Source organism: Pseudomonas sp. UV AK001 (assembly GCF_046097675.1).
Classification (GTDB): domain Bacteria; phylum Pseudomonadota; class Gammaproteobacteria; order Pseudomonadales; family Pseudomonadaceae; genus Aquipseudomonas; species Aquipseudomonas kribbensis.
In genome coordinates this window covers 187,366-203,570 of sequence record NZ_JBJUVZ010000011.1, presented here as the reverse complement: position 1 = coordinate 203,570, position 16,205 = coordinate 187,366, and the positions used below count along the sequence as shown (strand labels likewise).

The 16,205-nt window shown below is 62.0% G+C and carries 20 protein-coding genes and 1 pseudogene; 15 read left to right on the top strand and 6 right to left on the bottom strand.

Annotation, left to right across the window (positions count from 1 at the left end; all coding sequences use genetic code 11):
- The 3 genes from ACKLNA_RS25740 to ACKLNA_RS25730 all read left to right on the top strand — a co-directional run bounded on the left by ACKLNA_RS25740 (position 1) and on the right by ACKLNA_RS25730 (position 1,921).
- Positions 1-954 carry a CheW domain-containing protein gene (locus ACKLNA_RS25740; RefSeq protein ID WP_408987505.1) on the top strand — a complete coding sequence of 318 codons (954 nt, stop codon included), beginning with the start codon at positions 1-3 and terminating at the stop codon, positions 952-954.
- Positions 955-1,039: 85 nt separating this feature from the next.
- Positions 1,040-1,525 (top strand): chemotaxis protein CheW, encoded by a 486-nt coding sequence (locus ACKLNA_RS25735; RefSeq protein ID WP_007959223.1) that lies wholly within the window; start codon positions 1,040-1,042, stop codon positions 1,523-1,525.
- Positions 1,526-1,921 (top strand): DUF2802 domain-containing protein, encoded by a 396-nt coding sequence (locus ACKLNA_RS25730; RefSeq protein WP_085710496.1) that lies wholly within the window; start codon positions 1,526-1,528, stop codon positions 1,919-1,921. It abuts the gene before it with no gap.
- A 54-nt stretch (positions 1,922-1,975) separates the two neighbouring features.
- Here ACKLNA_RS25730 and ACKLNA_RS25725 read toward each other — a convergent pair whose 3' ends face one another.
- Complete coding sequence (locus ACKLNA_RS25725; RefSeq protein ID WP_085710498.1) at positions 1,976-2,305, bottom strand: EscU/YscU/HrcU family type III secretion system export apparatus switch protein; 330 nt, start codon at positions 2,303-2,305, stop codon at positions 1,976-1,978.
- Complete coding sequence (locus ACKLNA_RS25720) at positions 2,302-3,876, bottom strand: flagellar hook-length control protein FliK (RefSeq protein WP_408987504.1); 1,575 nt, start codon at positions 3,874-3,876, stop codon at positions 2,302-2,304. The genes ACKLNA_RS25725 and ACKLNA_RS25720 overlap by 4 nt, the downstream gene beginning before the upstream one ends.
- Before the next feature lie 198 nt (positions 3,877-4,074).
- Here ACKLNA_RS25720 and ccmA point away from each other — a divergent pair, with 198 nt between their 5' ends.
- From ccmA to ACKLNA_RS25670, 10 genes are all read left to right on the top strand, one after another.
- Positions 4,075-4,710: a cytochrome c biogenesis heme-transporting ATPase CcmA gene (gene ccmA / locus ACKLNA_RS25715; RefSeq protein ID WP_408987503.1), complete on the top strand. Its 636-nt coding sequence runs from the start codon at positions 4,075-4,077 to the stop codon at positions 4,708-4,710.
- Positions 4,707-5,375, top strand: a complete 669-nt coding sequence (gene ccmB, locus ACKLNA_RS25710) for a heme exporter protein CcmB (RefSeq protein ID WP_085710502.1) — start codon at positions 4,707-4,709, stop codon at positions 5,373-5,375. The genes ccmA and ccmB overlap by 4 nt, the downstream gene beginning before the upstream one ends.
- Before the next feature lie 78 nt (positions 5,376-5,453).
- Positions 5,454-6,209, top strand: coding sequence for a heme ABC transporter permease (locus tag ACKLNA_RS25705; protein ID WP_085733725.1), 756 nt, complete (start codon positions 5,454-5,456; stop codon positions 6,207-6,209).
- Positions 6,206-6,382 (top strand): heme exporter protein CcmD, encoded by a 177-nt coding sequence (ccmD, locus tag ACKLNA_RS25700; protein ID WP_011333085.1) that lies wholly within the window; start codon positions 6,206-6,208, stop codon positions 6,380-6,382. Before ACKLNA_RS25705 ends, ccmD begins: the two co-directional genes overlap by 4 nt.
- On the top strand, positions 6,379-6,834 hold the full coding sequence (gene ccmE / locus ACKLNA_RS25695) for a cytochrome c maturation protein CcmE (protein WP_065261104.1): 456 nt from the start codon (positions 6,379-6,381) through the stop codon (positions 6,832-6,834). Before ccmD ends, ccmE begins: the two co-directional genes overlap by 4 nt.
- 3 nt (positions 6,835-6,837) lie before the next feature.
- Positions 6,838-8,826: a heme lyase CcmF/NrfE family subunit gene (locus ACKLNA_RS25690; protein WP_408987502.1), complete on the top strand. Its 1,989-nt coding sequence runs from the start codon at positions 6,838-6,840 to the stop codon at positions 8,824-8,826.
- Positions 8,823-9,359: a DsbE family thiol:disulfide interchange protein gene (locus tag ACKLNA_RS25685; RefSeq protein ID WP_011333088.1), complete on the top strand. Its 537-nt coding sequence runs from the start codon at positions 8,823-8,825 to the stop codon at positions 9,357-9,359. Before ACKLNA_RS25690 ends, ACKLNA_RS25685 begins: the two co-directional genes overlap by 4 nt.
- The gene (locus ACKLNA_RS25680) at positions 9,356-9,826 is read left to right on the top strand and encodes a cytochrome c-type biogenesis protein (RefSeq protein ID WP_114881915.1); all 471 of its coding nucleotides are present in this window, start codon (positions 9,356-9,358) and stop codon (positions 9,824-9,826) included. The genes ACKLNA_RS25685 and ACKLNA_RS25680 overlap by 4 nt, the downstream gene beginning before the upstream one ends.
- The gene (gene ccmI / locus ACKLNA_RS25675) at positions 9,823-11,022 is read left to right on the top strand and encodes a c-type cytochrome biogenesis protein CcmI (protein WP_408987501.1); all 1,200 of its coding nucleotides are present in this window, start codon (positions 9,823-9,825) and stop codon (positions 11,020-11,022) included. The genes ACKLNA_RS25680 and ccmI overlap by 4 nt, the downstream gene beginning before the upstream one ends.
- 25 nt (positions 11,023-11,047) lie before the next feature.
- On the top strand, positions 11,048-11,455 hold the full coding sequence (locus ACKLNA_RS25670; RefSeq protein ID WP_085710507.1) for a hypothetical protein: 408 nt from the start codon (positions 11,048-11,050) through the stop codon (positions 11,453-11,455).
- 88 nt (positions 11,456-11,543) lie between these two features.
- Here ACKLNA_RS25670 and ACKLNA_RS25665 read toward each other — a convergent pair.
- The 3 genes and pseudogenes from ACKLNA_RS25665 to ACKLNA_RS25655 all read right to left on the bottom strand — a co-directional run bounded on the left by ACKLNA_RS25665 (position 11,544) and on the right by ACKLNA_RS25655 (position 13,520).
- A pseudogene (locus ACKLNA_RS25665) lies at positions 11,544-12,084 on the bottom strand (PIN domain-containing protein).
- Positions 12,081-12,548, bottom strand: a complete 468-nt coding sequence (locus ACKLNA_RS25660) for a helix-turn-helix domain-containing protein (protein ID WP_408987500.1) — start codon at positions 12,546-12,548, stop codon at positions 12,081-12,083. The pseudogene ACKLNA_RS25665 and the gene ACKLNA_RS25660 overlap by 4 nt, the downstream one beginning before the upstream one ends.
- 84 nt (positions 12,549-12,632) lie before the next feature.
- Entirely contained in the window at positions 12,633-13,520 is an 888-nt protein-coding gene (locus tag ACKLNA_RS25655) for a LysR family transcriptional regulator (protein ID WP_408987499.1), read from the bottom strand.
- Positions 13,521-13,689: 169 nt separating this feature from the next.
- Here ACKLNA_RS25655 and ACKLNA_RS25650 point away from each other — a divergent pair, with 169 nt between their 5' ends.
- The gene (locus ACKLNA_RS25650) at positions 13,690-14,094 is read left to right on the top strand and encodes a type II toxin-antitoxin system HicB family antitoxin (protein WP_265811929.1); all 405 of its coding nucleotides are present in this window, start codon (positions 13,690-13,692) and stop codon (positions 14,092-14,094) included.
- A 37-nt stretch (positions 14,095-14,131) separates the two neighbouring features.
- On the opposite strand, the gene ACKLNA_RS25645 is transcribed toward ACKLNA_RS25650, so the two are convergent.
- Positions 14,132-15,319 (bottom strand): MFS transporter, encoded by a 1,188-nt coding sequence (locus tag ACKLNA_RS25645; RefSeq protein WP_408987498.1) that lies wholly within the window; start codon positions 15,317-15,319, stop codon positions 14,132-14,134.
- Positions 15,320-15,562: 243 nt separating this feature from the next.
- Here ACKLNA_RS25645 and ACKLNA_RS25640 point away from each other — a divergent pair, with 243 nt between their 5' ends.
- The gene (locus ACKLNA_RS25640) at positions 15,563-16,183 is read left to right on the top strand and encodes a hypothetical protein (protein ID WP_408987497.1); all 621 of its coding nucleotides are present in this window, start codon (positions 15,563-15,565) and stop codon (positions 16,181-16,183) included.
- Positions 16,184-16,205 lie beyond the last annotated feature (22 nt).

Genomic DNA, 16,205 nt, shown 5'->3' with positions numbered 1-16,205 from the left:
ATGAATCGGCCGATCAAGCTGACATCGAAGCCGCAACTGGCGCTGCAGTCCTATCTGGACGGCTTGCTGCAGGAAGTGACGGACGAGGTCGAGCAGGAAGTCGCAGCGCCGGTCGAGGTGGTCGAGAACACCGTCGTACTCGATGAATTCCAGGCCGCCGTGCTTGAAGAGCAGGCCCGGGATGCGCAGCAAGCCGCCCGGCCGGTCGCCCCGGTTGCAGCGCCTGCGGCTGTGGTAGCGAAGGCACCTGCAACGTTGATCAAAGAGCCTGAGCCGGTGCGCGTGGTCTCGACCCTGGCACCGCTGCTGCAAACCCAACTTCTGCGAACGCCTGCGGTTCCGGCGGCGCCAGCGCCTGAACCCGAAGCGCCTGCTCCGGCCCCGGTCGAGCCGACTCTGGTTGCGCCACTGGTGGAAGTGCATCTGCCACCCAGCAATACGCCGCCACCGGTGGAAACCGACGGTCGCCCGGCCTGGGCGTCGGAAGCCTTCGAATGCCTGTTGTTCGATGTGGCCGGGTTGACCCTGGCCGTGCCGCTGGTGTGCCTCGGCTCGATCTATTCGCTGGCCGGCCATGAGCTGACGCCGCTGTTCGGTCAACCGGAGTGGTTCCTCGGCATCCTGCCAAGCCAGGCGGGGAATCTGAAGGTGCTGGACACCGCACGCTGGGTCATGCCGGATCGCTATCGCGATGACTTCCGTCAGGGCCTGCAATACGTGATTTCGGTACAAGGTTACGAGTGGGGGCTGGCGGTGCATCAGGTCAGCCGCTCGTTGCGCCTGGACCCGAATGAAATCAAATGGAGAAGTCACCGGGGTCAGCGGCCATGGCTCGCGGGCACGGTGATTGAACACATGTGCGCCTTGCTCGACGTCTCCGCACTGGCCGAGCTGATCGCCAGCGGTGGGGCAAAGCACATGTCCGGCAGTAAGCCGAACCACAAACCGACATAACACTTACATAACAGACAGCACCGGCATACGCATGGCGGCGCACAGAACACACACCGCCAGGCGCGGTTTTTCGAGGGGCTAGGGTATGAACGACAAGGCTACGGCGGCAAAGGGTTCCGAAGATCCGATCCTGCAATGGGTGACCTTCAAGCTGGACAACGAAACCTACGGCATCAACGTGATGCGCGTTCAGGAAGTCCTGCGCTACACCGAGATCGCTCCGGTTCCGGGTGCTCCAAGCTACGTGCTGGGCATCATCAACCTGCGCGGCAACGTGGTGACCGTGATCGACACCCGTCAGCGCTTCGGCCTGATGAGCGGCGAGATCAGCGACAACACCCGTATCGTCATCATCGAAGCCGACAAGCAAGTGGTCGGCATCATGGTCGACAGCGTGGCTGAAGTGGTTTACCTGCGTCAGTCGGAAATCGAGACCGCACCGAACGTCGGTAACGAAGAGTCGGCCAAGTTCATCCAGGGCGTGTGCAACAAGAACAACGAGTTGCTCATCCTGGTCGAGCTGGACAAGATGATGAGCGAAGAAGAATGGTCGGAACTGGAGAATATCTGATTGATTCTCGAGGTAGCGGTCATTGTCCTGTTCCTGTTCTGGGCAGGCACGCTGGCGATGTTTCTGGCGTACATCAAGGCGCAACGGGTGATCGCTGCGCAACAGGCCCAGGGCGATGCGCTGCGTGATCAGCGCATCAAGGACCTGGCCAAGCGTGTCGACGATTACCAGAACGGCAACGTGCGCATGGGCGAAGCCCTGCACGAGCTGCGCGCGGTCGTCAGTCCGATCCCGGACAAGATCACCCAGCTCGAACAGCGCGACCCGTCCAGCCTGTCATTCGCCCAGGCGGCGAAACTGGTGGGGATGGGCGCGAGTGTCGATGAGCTGACTCAGTCCTGCGGGTTGACCCAGGCTGAGGCGGAGTTGATGCGCAAGTTGCACAGAAGCAGTTGAGGGTTTCGAGCGGAACAAAAAAATCGCAGTCGATGACTGCGATTTTTTTTGCCCTCAGTAATCGTCGCCGCGGTCGGTGATGTCCTTCTCGACCATCGGTGCATCCGGGTCGTGTCCTTGCGGGAACTTGCCCTTGAGGTTCCAGGCAAACGCGATGATCTCGGCAATCGTCAGGTACAGCTCCTGCGGGATGCTGTCGCCCAGTTCCATGCGCGCCAGCAACTTCACCAGTTCGGCGTTCTCGTAGATCGGCACTTCACAGTCGCGAGCGATGCGCAGGATTTCCTCGGCCAGTTCGTCGTCGCCCTTGGCGGTGAGGGTCGGGGCATGGCTGCCGTCGTACTTGAGGGCGATGGCCTGGCGTGGAGCAGTGGAATCGTTCATGCGGTTTCGTCGACCCAGCGGTGTTCGAGACGGGTTTGGATGCCTTGCGGCGGGGTGCCGAGGTGGCAGTCGAGATCGCCGACGTTGAGCCCGCGATCCAGCAGGCGTTGACGCAATGCGGCCAGATTGGTTTCGATCAGGTCGGCAGTGTACGGCCGTTCGGCCCATAGCTGGCTCGACAGGCTGCCGTTGATCAGTTGCGCCTGAACCTGCATCGGCCCCAGCGGTTCCATGTCGAAGGCCAGATCGACGCGCCACAACTGTTGTTTGGTTTCGCGCTCGCTGTCACGGCGTTCGTTCTGTTTTTCGTCTTGTGGCGCTTCTTCGCGCTGGAATTTGACCTGCAGCGGCACGATGTCCTGCAGGTTGCGCATCGGGATTTCCAGTTGCCAGGTGCTGAGCAGACGCCCGTCGTCGGTCACGCCGGTCTGTTCCAGGCTCGACAGTTGATGGCTTTGCAGGCGCGAGACCGCGGCGGCGGCCAGGCGCAGCAAGTGTTCCAGATCGCCTTCGCCTTCCAGGCTTTGCAGCAGCCGGTCCGGTAGCGGGAAACTGCCCGGCACCGGTTTGGCGCTGACCTGGCCGAGCATGCCGAGGGCATTGCGCACGAAGCTCGGCATCGCCTGGGCCAGAGTGTTGGCGGCGATGATTGCATTGAGATTGGTATTGCCGGGCAGGCCGGGGGTGAGTTGCGCGATCAGCTTGAGCAGGTCGCCTTTCATGTCCGGGGTCAGCGTCGGGTTTTGCCCGGCGAGCAATTTGGCTTCAAGAAACGCGCCGCTGTTGAGCAGCGCCTGGGCCAGGCCTTTGGGTGTGGTCAGTTGCCCGACGTCCGGCAGGTTCGCCAGCAGTCGGTCCACGGCCGCGCGCAGATCACTGGAGGTCTGATCGTCGGCGGGCGGCAGGCTCTGGAGCATTTTCAGCAGGCCATCCAGCGAACCCTGGCGGCTCTGCTGGCTGACCAGTTGCTGACTGACCGCGAGTTGTTCCTGGCGATTGCTCAGCGGCAGGAATTTCAGGGTCTGGGAATCCTGCACCAGCGCCGACAGCAGGGTGCCGATGCGCAACGGCTGCGGGCTGTCGATGCTCAGGGTGCTGCCGCTCAACACTGTATTGAGCAGGCTGACCGTCGAGCGGAACACCGTCGGCTGCCCCGGCACCTGCGGCAACGCCTGATTGGTCAGCACCTTGCCTTGTAGCAGCGTCCCGACCGGCAATTGCGCGGTATCGATGCGGGTGAGGGTGGCGACAGCCGTGGCGATGGCCTGTTGCACGGTAACCGCCAGATTGCCCGCCGACGGCTGGGTGACCGCCAGGTTGGTGCCTTGCGGCAGCGGCAGGGGGCTGGTCGCCTGCACGGTGGTCTGACGGCCGCTGTCGAGGGTGACCTTGAGCAGCACCTGAAAGGCTTGGTCCGCCGGTTTCAGCGACAACACCTCGGCCTTGGCGCTCTGGCCGGCGGCAATCAGCCCGTCCATCGGCGTCAGCAACTTGAGCAGCTCACCCACCTGCGGGCGAGCGGTCGCCGGGGTGGTGGGCGGGAGCGGGAGGATGTTCATTTCGCCTGTCATACGCGGACACAACCTGAGGAAAATGCACTCGGGAGAGCAGGGGACGCCATGTATAATGCCGCCCGTCCTTCCGTTCGTTCAAAAAAACATAGCAATTGTTTGACCCAGCTCTCTGGATTGAGCCGTCATTGCATTTATGCTGCAACTCTTTAACGGCCGCCCCAGAGCCGACTTGAACCGTATAAGGCCCGTGAACCCTTGACCAGCCCTGTCCTGCAAACCGTCGGCCTCGCCTGTGAGCGCGATCTCAGACTGCTCTTCGAGAATCTCGAATTGAGACTGGCCAGTGGCGATATGGTGCAGATCAGCGGTCCCAACGGCAGCGGCAAGACGAGTCTCTTGCGCCTGCTGGCCGGCCTGATGCAACCGACCGACGGTCAGGTGCTGCTCAACGGCCAGCCCCTGGCCGAGCAACGCAGCGAACTTGCGCGCAACCTGCTGTGGATCGGCCATGCTGCCGGAATCAAGGATCTGCTGACCCCGGAAGAAAACCTCGCCTGGCTCTGCGCCCTGCATCAACCCGCCGGACGCGAGGCGATCTGGCAGGCACTGGCGGCGGTTGGATTGCGCGGTTTCGAGGATGTTCCCTGCCATAGCCTGTCCGCCGGTCAGCAGCGCCGCGTGGCGCTGGCACGCTTGTATCTGGACAGCCCGCCGCTGTGGATCCTCGATGAGCCGTTCACCGCGCTGGACAAACAAGGCGTGGCGCAGCTCGAAGAACACCTGGCCAAACACTGCGAGCAGGGCGGTCTGGTGGTGTTGACCACTCACCACACGCTGAGCCGGATGCCGGCTGGTTATCGCGACATCGATCTGGGGAACTGGGCAGTATGAGTGTGTTCGGCCTGCTGGTTGCCCGTGAATCCCGACTGCTGTTCCGCCGCCCGGCGGAGCTGGCCAATCCGCTGATTTTCTTTGCCATCGTCATCGCATTGTTCCCGCTGGCCGTCGGACCGGAAACTCAAGTATTGCAAAACTTGTCCCCGGGGTTAGTCTGGGTGGCGGCGCTTTTGTCGGTCCTGCTCTCGCTGGACGGGCTTTTCCGCAGTGATTTCGAAGACGGATCCCTTGAACAGTGGGTCCTTTCGCCGCACCCCCTGCCACTTCTGGTGTTGGCCAAGGTGCTGGCACACTGGCTTTTTTCCGGGCTGGCACTGGTTTTGCTCTCGCCGTTACTGGCGTTGATGCTCGGGTTGCCGGCTGCGTGCTTGCCGGTATTGCTGCTTTCGTTGCTGCTGGGAACGCCGGTGCTGAGCTTGCTCGGCGCGGTGGGCGCGGCGCTGACGGTCGGTCTGAAACGCGGTGGCCTGTTGCTGGCGCTGCTGATTCTGCCGTTGTACATCCCGGTGTTGATCCTCGGCAGTGGCGCCTTGCAGGCGGCGCTGCAGGGCATGCCGGCGACGGGTTATCTGTTGTGGCTTGGCAGCCTGACCGCCCTGGCGATAACCCTGACACCTTTTGCAATAGCTGCTGGCCTGAAGATCAGCGTCGGCGAATAATGAGGTCTGGTTAAAATTTAACCAGCAAAGACCCTGAGACTGCTCACACCGATGAGCGGCACCCGTGATGGAAACAGTATGAACTGGACCTGGTTTCACAAGCTCGGCTCGCCCAAGTGGTTCTACGGCATCAGCAGCAAGTTCCTGCCGTGGCTGAGCATTGCAGCGTTGCTGCTGATCGCTGTCGGCGTCGTCTGGGGCCTGGCCTTCGCGCCGCCGGACTATCAGCAAGGCAACAGCTTTCGCATCATCTACATCCACGTTCCCGCCGCGATGCTCGCCCAGTCGATCTACGTGATGCTGGCGGTGTGCGGCGTGGTCGGGCTGGTGTGGAAGATGAAACTGGCCGACGTCGCCCTGCAATGCGCCGCACCGATCGGCGCGTGGATGACCGCTGTGGCGCTGGTCACCGGGGCGATCTGGGGCAAGCCGACCTGGGGTTCGTGGTGGGTCTGGGACGCGCGGCTGACCTCGATGCTGATTTTGTTGTTCCTGTACTTCGGCGTGATCGCCTTGGGCAATGCCATCAGCAATCGCGACAGCGCCGCCAAGGCCTGCGCGGTACTGGCCATTGTCGGCGTGATCAACATTCCGATCATCAAATACTCGGTGGAGTGGTGGAACACCCTGCATCAGGGCGCGACCTTCACCCTCACCGAAAAACCGGCGATGCCCGCCGAGATGTGGCTGCCGCTGCTGCTGACGGTGCTGGGTTTCTACTGTTTCTTCGGTGCCGTGCTGTTGCTGCGCATGCGTCTTGAAGTGCTCAAGCGCGAAGCCCGCGCCAGTTGGGTGAAAGAAGAAGTGCAGAACAGCCTGGAGGCCGCTCGATGAGTTTCGCGTCATTCGGCGACTTCCTCGCCATGGGCCATCACGGCCTGTACGTCTGGTCGGCCTACGGCATCTGTCTGGCGGTACTGATCCTCAACGTGGCGGCGCCGATTGCGGCCCGCAAGCGTTATCTGCAACAAGAGGCGCGTCGTCTGCGCCGGGAGAACGGCAAGTGAATCCGCTGCGCAAAAAGCGTCTTATCATCATTCTGGCGATTCTGGTCGGGGTCGGCGCTGCCGTCGGCCTGGCCCTGAGCGCCCTGCAGCAGAATATCAATCTGTTTTACACCCCGACCCAGATCGCCAACGGCGAAGCGCCGCAGGACACCCGCATCCGCGCCGGCGGCATGGTCGAGAAAGGTTCGCTGCAACGCTCCCCGGACTCTCTGGACGTGAAATTCGTGGTCACTGACTTCAACAAGTCCGTGACCATCACCTACCGCGGCATCCTGCCGGACCTGTTCCGCGAAGGGCAGGGCATCGTCGCACTGGGCAAGCTCAACGCCGACGGCGTCGTGGTCGCCGATGAAGTGCTGGCCAAGCACGACGAGAAATACATGCCGCCGGAAGTGACCAAGGCCCTGAAGGACAGTGGTCAATCCGCGCCAACCCAAGCGAAGGAGGGTTGATCGATGACTTCAACGATTTTTATTCCCGAGCTTGGCCATCTGGCGATGATTCTGGCGCTGTGTTTCGCGCTGGTGCAGGCCGTGGTGCCGTTGCTCGGTGCCTGGCGCGGCGACCGTCTGTGGATGGGATTAGCCCAGCCGGCAGCGTGGGGGCAGTTCGCGTTCCTGTTGTTCGCCTTCGGCGTTCTGACCTACGCGTTCATGACAGACGACTTCTCCGTGGCCTACGTCGCGATGAACTCCAACAGCGCGCTGCCGTGGTACTACAAATTCAGCGCGGTGTGGGGCGCCCACGAAGGGTCGCTGCTGCTGTGGGCGTTGATCCTCGGTGGCTGGACTTTCGCGGTGTCGGTGTTCTCCCGGCAGTTGCCGCAAGTCATGCTCGCCCGTGTATTGGCGGTGATGGGCATGATCAGCACGGGTTTCCTGCTGTTCCTGATCCTTACCTCGAACCCGTTCTCGCGGATCCTGCCGCAGATCCCGGCCGACGGTCGTGACCTCAATCCGCTGCTGCAAGACATCGGCCTGATCGTGCATCCGCCGATGCTGTACATGGGTTATGTCGGGTTCTCGGTGGCATTCGCCTTCGCTATCGCCGCACTGCTCGGCGGTCGTCTGGATGCCGCGTGGGCACGCTGGTCGCGTCCGTGGACCATCGTTGCCTGGGCCTTCCTCGGCATCGGCATCACCCTCGGTTCGTGGTGGGCCTACTACGAACTCGGCTGGGGCGGCTGGTGGTTCTGGGACCCGGTGGAAAACGCCTCGTTCATGCCATGGCTGGTGGGCACGGCGCTGATCCACTCGCTGGCGGTCACCGAGAAACGTGGCGTATTCAAGAGCTGGACAGTGTTGCTGGCGATTGCCGCGTTCTCCCTGAGCCTGCTCGGGACGTTCCTCGTACGTTCCGGTGTGCTGACATCGGTACACGCGTTTGCCTCAGATCCTGAGCGCGGCGTGTTCATCCTGATCTTCCTGCTGTTCGTGGTCGGCGGTTCGCTGACGCTGTTTGCCTTGCGCGCCCCGGTGGTCAAGAGCCAGGTCGGCTTCAACCTGTGGTCGCGGGAAACCCTGCTGCTGGGTAACAACCTGGTGCTGGTGGTGGCCGCGTCGATGATCCTGCTCGGCACCCTGTATCCGCTGATTCTCGATGCGATCAGCGGCGCCAAGCTGTCGGTCGGCCCGCCGTACTTCAACGCGCTGTTCATTCCGTTGATGGCGCTGCTGATGGTGGTGATGGCGGTCGGCGTGATCGTGCGCTGGAAAGACACACCGGTGAAATGGCTGGCCAACATGCTGACCCCGGTGCTGCTGGGCAGTGTCGCCCTGGCGGTCGTTGCCGGTGTCGCCTACGGCGATTTCAACTGGGCGGTGATCGCAACCTTCCTGCTCGCGGCCTGGGTGTTGCTGGCCGGCGTGCGCGACATCTTCGACAAGACGCGCCACAAAGGCCTGATCAAAGGCCTGCCGACCCTGACCCGCAGCTACTGGGGCATGCAACTGGCCCACATCGGCATCGCCGTGTGTGCGCTGGGCGTGGTGTTGTCGAGCCAGAACAGTGCCGAGCGCGACCTGCGTCTGGCGCCGGGCGAGTCGATGGAACTGGCCGGTTATCAGTTCGTGTTCGAAGGTGCCAAACACTTCGAAGGCCCGAATTTCACTTCCGACAAAGGCACCATCCGGGTGATCCGCGATGGTCGCGAAGTCAGCGTGCTGCACCCGGAAAAACGCCTGTACACCGTGCAGAGTTCGATGATGACCGAAGCCGGGATCGATGCCGGTTTCACCCGCGACCTCTACGTCGCACTGGGTGAACCACTGGGCGACGGCGCTTGGGCGGTGCGGGTGCATGTGAAACCGTTTGTGCGCTGGATCTGGTTTGGCGGTCTGCTGACCGGTCTGGGCGGGATTCTGGCGGCGCTGGACCGGCGTTACCGGGTCAAGGTCAAAGCCAGGGTGCGTGAAGCGCTGGGCATGGAAGGAGCCGCTGCATGAGACGTTGGTTGATGCTGGTGCCGCTGGCGATTTTCCTGCTGGTGGCGGTATTTCTTTATCGCGGTCTGTACCTGGATCCGGCGGAACTGCCGTCGGCGATGATCGGCAAACCGTTCCCGGAGTTTTCCCTGCCGGCGGTGCAGGGCGACAAGACCCTGACCAAGGCCGACATCCTCGGCAAACCGGCACTGGTCAACGTCTGGGGCACCTGGTGCATTTCCTGCCGGGTCGAACACCCGGTGCTGAACAAGCTCGCCGAGCGCGGCGTGGTGATCTACGGCATCAATTACAAGGACACCAACGCCGATGCGTTGAAGTGGCTGGCCGAATTCCACAACCCGTATCAACTGGACATCCGCGATGACGAAGGCTCCCTGGGCCTGAATCTGGGTGTTTACGGCGCGCCGGAAACCTTCTTCATCGACGCCAAGGGCATCATCCGCGACAAGTACGTCGGGGTGATCGACGAGCAGGTCTGGCGCGAAAAACTGGCGGCCAAGTATCAGGCGCTGGTCGATGAGGCCAAACCATGAAGCGTTTTATTGCTGCCGTGGTACTGGGGCTGAGTCTGGCCGGCGTGGCCCACGCCGCCATCGATACTTACGAGTTCGCCAAAGAGGGCGATCGCGAGCGCTTCCGCGAACTGACCAAGGAACTGCGCTGCCCCAAGTGCCAGAACCAGGACATCGCCGACTCCAACGCGCCGATTGCCGCCGACCTGCGCAAAGAGATTTTCCGCATGCTCGGCGAGGGCAAGGACAATCAGCAGATCATCGACTTCATGGTCGATCGCTACGGTGATTTCGTGCGCTACAAACCGGCGCTGAATGCCAAGACCGCGCTGCTGTGGTTCGGCCCGGCGGGATTGCTGCTCGGCGGTTTTGTCGTCATCGCCGTGATCGTCCGCCGCCGTCGCGGGCAACGCGCCGAGACTCCGCAATCGCTGTCCCCCGAAGAGCGTCAGCGCCTCGACCAACTGTTGGATAAAAACCAAGAATGATTGATTTCTGGCTTGCCGCAGGGCTGTTGCTTCTGGTTGCCCTGAGTTTTCTGCTGATCCCTGTTTTGCGCGAACGTCGCGCCCAGCGTGAAGAGGATCGGACTGCCCTGAACGTCGCGTTGTATCAGGAGCGCGTTGCCGAGCTGCAAGCGCAGCAGGCTGAAGGCGTGCTCGATGCCGCGCAAATGGATAGCGGCCGTGCTGAAGCGGCCCGTGAGTTGCTGGCCGACACCGAAGGTGTGGCGCCGACACGGGTTTCGAAACTGGGCAAGCCGTTGCCGTTGCTGGCAGCTTTGCTGGTGCCGGTATTGGGCCTCGGTCTGTACCTGCATTTCGGTGCCGCTGACAAAGTCGAGCTGACCCGCGAGTTCGCCCAGGCGCCGCAGTCGATGGAAGAGATGACCCGGCGCCTGGAGCGCGCCGTGGCCGCGCAACCGGATTCCGCCGAGGGCCTGTATTTCCTCGGTCGTACCTACATGGCTCAGGATCGTCCGGCGGACGCGGCGAAGATGTTCGAACGCGCCGCCAACCTGGCCGGTCGTCAACCGGAACTGCTCGGCCAGTGGGCGCAGGCGCAGTACTTCGCCGATGGCAAGAAGTGGTCGGACAAGATCCAGGCCCTGACCGACGAAGCGCTGAAGGCTGATCCGAAAGAAGTCACCAGTCTCGGTCTGCTGGGGATCGCCGCGTTCGAAGGCGAGCGCTATCAGCAAGCTATCGACTACTGGAACCGCCTGCTGGAGCAAATGCCAGCGAATGACAAATCCCGCGAAGCCCTGCAGGGCGGTATCGCGCGAGCGACCGAGAAACTTGAAGCCAGCGGCGGCAAGGTGGCTCAGGCGCCGGCCGCGAAAACCGCGCTGCTCAAAGTCAGCGTCGATCTGGCCAGCGAGCTCAAGGGCAAGGTGCAACCGGGTGACAGCGTGTTCATCTTCGCCCGCGCCGTTTCCGGTCCTCCAGCGCCGCTGGCAGCCAAGCGTCTGACCGTCGCTGACCTGCCGGTAACCGTCGAGCTGGGCGATGCCGATGCAATGATGCCGCAGTTGAAACTGTCGAACTTTCCTGAAGTCCAACTGGTTGCGCGCGTCTCCCGTGCCGGTCAGCCGACCGCCGGTGAGTGGGTAGGCCGCAGCGGGCCTCTGGCCAGCAGCACCACCGCGCCACAAAAACTGACCATCGACAGCCCGGACAAATAGCCGGAACCATCAGGAACGCACCGCCATGAACGCCATCGCCCGAATCACAGTCCTCACACTGGCCCTGGGCTTGAGCGCATGTGCGGTGCAACGGCCTGAGCCGACGACACGGCTGCCGCCGATCCCGCCATCACAGCCGAGCCCGACCCCGTCGACCAGTCCGACGCCGGGCAAACCGGGCATCCCGGCCAAACCCTCGAAACCCGCCCCGCGCACCTCAGCCAGCTTCGCCCCGCCACCGGGCGGCAACAGCCACTGGGATCAGAAACTGGGCGTGTACGTGCTGGATGACCAGCCCAACACCTTCTACCGCCAGCGCACCTACTACCGCTGGAACAACGGCTGGAGCCGCTCGATCAGCCCGAACGGACCGTGGGAGGACACCAATATCCACGGTGTGCCGGCGGGGTTGGGCAAGCAGTTCGGGGAGTAATGAAAAACGGCGATCTTTGGATCGCCGTTTTGCTATCCAGGGTCATGAGCTTTCAAAGAATCGAGTGATAGCTGCTTAGTGCCTGGACCTATTTAGTCAGGCCTTGTCGTTGCAGTAGATCAAGAAAGGGTTCGACGTCCATGGCAGGCATTTTCAGCTGCCGACGCTGCTTTTGGGCCGCTGCAACCACTGCTGCCGGATTCAAGCCCCAAGAGGTTGTCGACGAACTCGTCCGGATGCTGCGCTTCGATGCCGAAAGGCTCCAGCGATCTGCAGGGAAAGTCTTTCTGGTTGAACGTCACTATCACGCTTGCGCCGCAGCGGATGGCCGCTGCCAGAACGTGACGATCATCGCAGTCGGGCAAGGTGAGGCCGGCAATCAGGTCTTCATAGTCATGGACGCAGGCGTCAGGTATTGCTTGATCCATAAGGTTTGAGGTGCGATCCAGCTGCTCCATCGTCAGGTCCGGGCGGTTCTTCAGCAGATTGCGTTTCCATTCGCAGTGAATCTACTGGGTCCATCGCGCCCGAAATCGTCCCGAGAGCGCAAGCCACATGAGGAAGTCTCTCAAGGGGGCGGGGTACAAGACGCATGCATCGTACAAAGCGGTAAAAGAGGAATGCCTCACTCGTAACCTGTCCTTAACGCCTGAGCTTGCTCTGCGAGAAGCGCCATTGCCTGCTCGCTGGCGGTGGTGCGCCGGGTCTTATAGTCCATCAGATCGGCAAAGCGCACACGTCGGTGCTTGCCTGTTTTGTGGTAGGACAACTCGCCGCTTTCCAGCAGTTTTATGAGGTGTGGACGTGAGACGTTGAGCAGGTCGGCGGCTTCCTGAGTCGTCAATTCGGCATGCACCGGCACGACCTGGACCGCGTTGCCGGCTGCCAGCTCCGCCAGAATGTCGATCAGCAGGCGCAGGGCCGAGGTGGGCAGTTCGACGCGATGAGCTTCATTCTGCTCGTCGAAAATCTGGATGTGCTGAGTCTCGAAACCGGTCGCGAGATAGGCAGCCAAGGCGCGCTGCCCTTCAATGGCGGCTTTGACTTCGCGTTCTACGGGGAGGCTGATGGAGGGATGAATAACGGTCGACATGGCGAGTCCGGCTTTGGGAATGAGTAATGCCGGGAACGTTATTCGAAATAAGCGAAAATCGCAATAAACGAAACGAGTGCTGCTTTAAGGCTTTTTTATCAACATTCCCTGCACATACTCAACAAACGCCCGCGCCTTGGCGCTGGCCATCCTGCCCGTCGGAAACACCGCCCACAGCTCCTGCTTCGGCAACACCCAATCGCCCATGACAGCCTTCACTGCGCCACTGGCCAGTTCCGGTGCAAACATCCACTCCGAGCCCATCCCCAGCCCCTGATGGGTCAGCACTGCCTCACGCAACCCTTCGGCGGCGCTGACGCGCAGGCGGCCATTGACGGTCACGGTCTGTTCTTCGCCATCCTTGTTCAAGTGCCAGGTCGCGCCGCCGCCACGGTGGTAGATGACGGCGCGGTGCCGGCTCAGATCGGCAGGGCAGGCGGGTTCACCGTGACTGGCGAAGTAGGTCGGAGTGCCAACGATGACGCGCCGGCATTCGGCGATCTTGCGCACGGTCAGGCCTGAGTCGCTGAGCGGGCCCAGGCGCAGGGCGACGTCGATGCCTTCCTCCACGAGGTTGATGTTCTGATCGTCTAGCAACAGGTCGACGTTGAGTTGTGGATGTTGATCGAGAAACGGCCCCAGATGTGGCACCACATGCATCCGGCCGAAGGTCACGGCCGTGCTGACCCGCAGATTGCCGCTCAGACCGCCGGCCACGCCTCGGGCAGCGTTGTCAGCCTCGTCGGCTTCTTCGAGCGCACGCCTGGCTCGCTCGAAAAAGGCCACGCCCGCTTCGGTCGGCGTCAAGCCTCGGGTCGAACGCAACAGCAGGCGCACGCCGAGGCGGGTTTCGAGTTGGGCGATGGTTTTCGACACGGCGGGCTGACCGATATTCAACCGCCGGGCAGCGGCGGAAAACGAGCCGGTTTCCACGACGTAGACGAAGGTTTCCATGGCGGCGAGGCGGTCCATCGACGGTCCTGTGCAGTCTTGTTAAAAAATTGTGAGTCTTCGTAGGCAGTTTTGCCTTACAGCTAAGGAGGTCAAAACATTCTGCAAAACAACCAACGTTGTGTCACAGGCTTCTGCAGGCCACTAAAGGTACCTCTAGAGTTACTTTAATGGGCGAGGCAATTTCACAATGCAATACCCAATCTGCATCGAGTGGGGTGACGAGAACACCGCCATCGGTATTCAGATCCCCGATATTCCCGGCGCGGTAACGGCCGGTGATACGTTTGAGGATGCCTACAACGCAGCCGTCGAGATTGCCCACATCATGCTGCAGGAGATCGCGGCGGATGGTGATCCGATTCCGATGCCGACCTCAGCGGCCACCCACCGCAACAACCCGGAATTTGCCGAGATGGGCTGGGGCATGCTGGAGCTGGACATCTCGCCGTACATGGGCAAGACCGAGAAGGTCAATGTGACGTTGCCCGGTTACGTCATCCAGCGGATCGACCGCTATGTACGGGAGCACAACGTCAAAAGTCGTTCATCCTTTCTGGCGGATGCTGCCATGGAGAAACTGGTCCGGCATTGAGCGTCGGGCGCTGCCGGTTGGCAGCGCCTCGCACCTCTCAAGCAGTCGCCATCACTGTTTTCTGCGAAGCACTCAAAAACCGCACCAGTGCCAGCAGCGGGAACGCGCTGCCGACAATCACGATCCACAACCAGCCGCCATGCTCGTACACCGCACTGGCTACCGACGAGCCGAAGGCGCCGCCGACGAAGATGCTGGTCATGTACAGCGCGTTGAGGCGGCCGCGGCTTTTGGCGTCGAGGGAGTAGACTGCGCGCTGGCCGAGCACCATGTTCATCTGCACACAGAAATCGAGCACCACGCCGGTCACGGCCAGACCGATGACGCTGTAGGCCGGGTGGATGAAGGCCGGCAGGAAGCTCAGGCTGGCGAACAGCATGGCCAGCAGCGAGGCGATGCGGGTGTGGCCGGCGTCGGCCAGGCGACCGCTGATCGGGGCGGCGATGGCACCGATGGCGCCGACCAGGGCGAAGATCGCGATTTCACTCTGGGACAAGCCATGGTTACGCGCCAGTTCCAGCGGCACGGCGGTCCAGAACAGGCTGAACGTGGCGAACATGCAGGCCTGGTAAAACGCGCGCTGACGCAGCACCGGTTGTTTGCGCAGCAGCGTCCACAACGAACCCAGCAACTGGCCGTAGGAGGCGCTGTGATCCGGCTGGCGCTTGGGCACGGTCAGCGCCAACACCACGCTGATCGCTGCCATCAAGGCTGCGGCGATCATGAACATCGCCCGCCAGCCGAGATGGTCGGCGACCACGCTCGACACCGGCCGTGCCAGCAGAATCCCCAGCAGCAAACCGCCCATGATCCCGCCGACCACCCGGCCACGGGATTCTTCCGGCGCCAGGTGCGCCGCCAATGGAATCAGGATCTGCACCGACACCGAACTGAAACCCACCAGCAGCGAAATCAACAGGAACACGTTGGGCTGATCGGTAAATGCCGCCCCCAGCAGACTGGCAATCGCCACCACGGTGGTGATGATCATCAGACGGCGGTTTTCCAGCAGATCCGCCAGCGGCACCAGGAAGAACAGGCCCAGCGCATAACCGATCTGGGTCAACGACACGATGAAACTGGCCATGGTGTCGGTCAGGCCGATGTCCGGCGCGATCAGGCCGATGATCGGCTGGGCATAGTAGATGTTGGCAACGATTGCGCCGCAGCAGAAAGCGAACAGCAGCACCATGCCTCGGGTCATTGCGTGAGTTGTGGCGGTCATAGGGTTTCTCGATCCAGCGAAAAGGAATGCGGTGAGGCTAAGGGACGAAACGGGCGGGCGGTAGAAGCCCTGGATCGATATCAGTTATTCCGTTGCGGAATAGATCGCGTCGAACAATCCGTCGTCCATCGGCGAACCTTGCGTCCGACCGAAGAGGGACGATGATACATTCACTTACATCTTGTTCGATAGCGTGCTTATGTTGCGCCTGGATTTCCATGTGTATTCAACGGGAGGATTGCGATGTTTCGTCAGTTGCTTCGCCACACCACGACTCTTTTGATGATCGGCGTACTCAGTGCCGGCAGCGTCTACGCCGGCGAAGCCCCGGGCATGCGCATGGGCATACGCGGCGAAATCACCGGGGTCAGCCCCGACTCCCTCAAGGTGCACGTCAACACGGGCGAAAATGTAGTGGTCCAGTTGACCCCGGACACCAAGGTCCGCGCCGTCACCCTGGCCAATATCGAAGACATCAAGCCCGGCAGCTACATCGGTTCGGCGGCCATTCCCCAGGAGGATGGCACGCTCAAGGCGCTGGAGGTTCACGTCTTCCCGCCGGAGCTGGCCGGCAGCGGCGACGGCCACCGGCCATTCGACCTGGCCAAGGGCAGCAGCATGACCAATGGCAGCGTCGGCGATCTGGTGGTGAGCAACGGCCGGGTGCTGACCGTCAACTACAAGGGCGGCCAGCAGAAGATCCTGGTGCCGGAGGACGTGCCGATCGTCAACCTGACACCGGGCGACCGCAGCCTGCTCAAGGTCGGGGTGAAGATCGTCACCTTCGTGACCCAGAGCGCGGACGGCACGTTGACCGCGCAATCGGTTTCGGCCGGCAAGGATGGCGTCAAGCCGCCCATGTAGCCGACCACAAAAAAGGCGACCG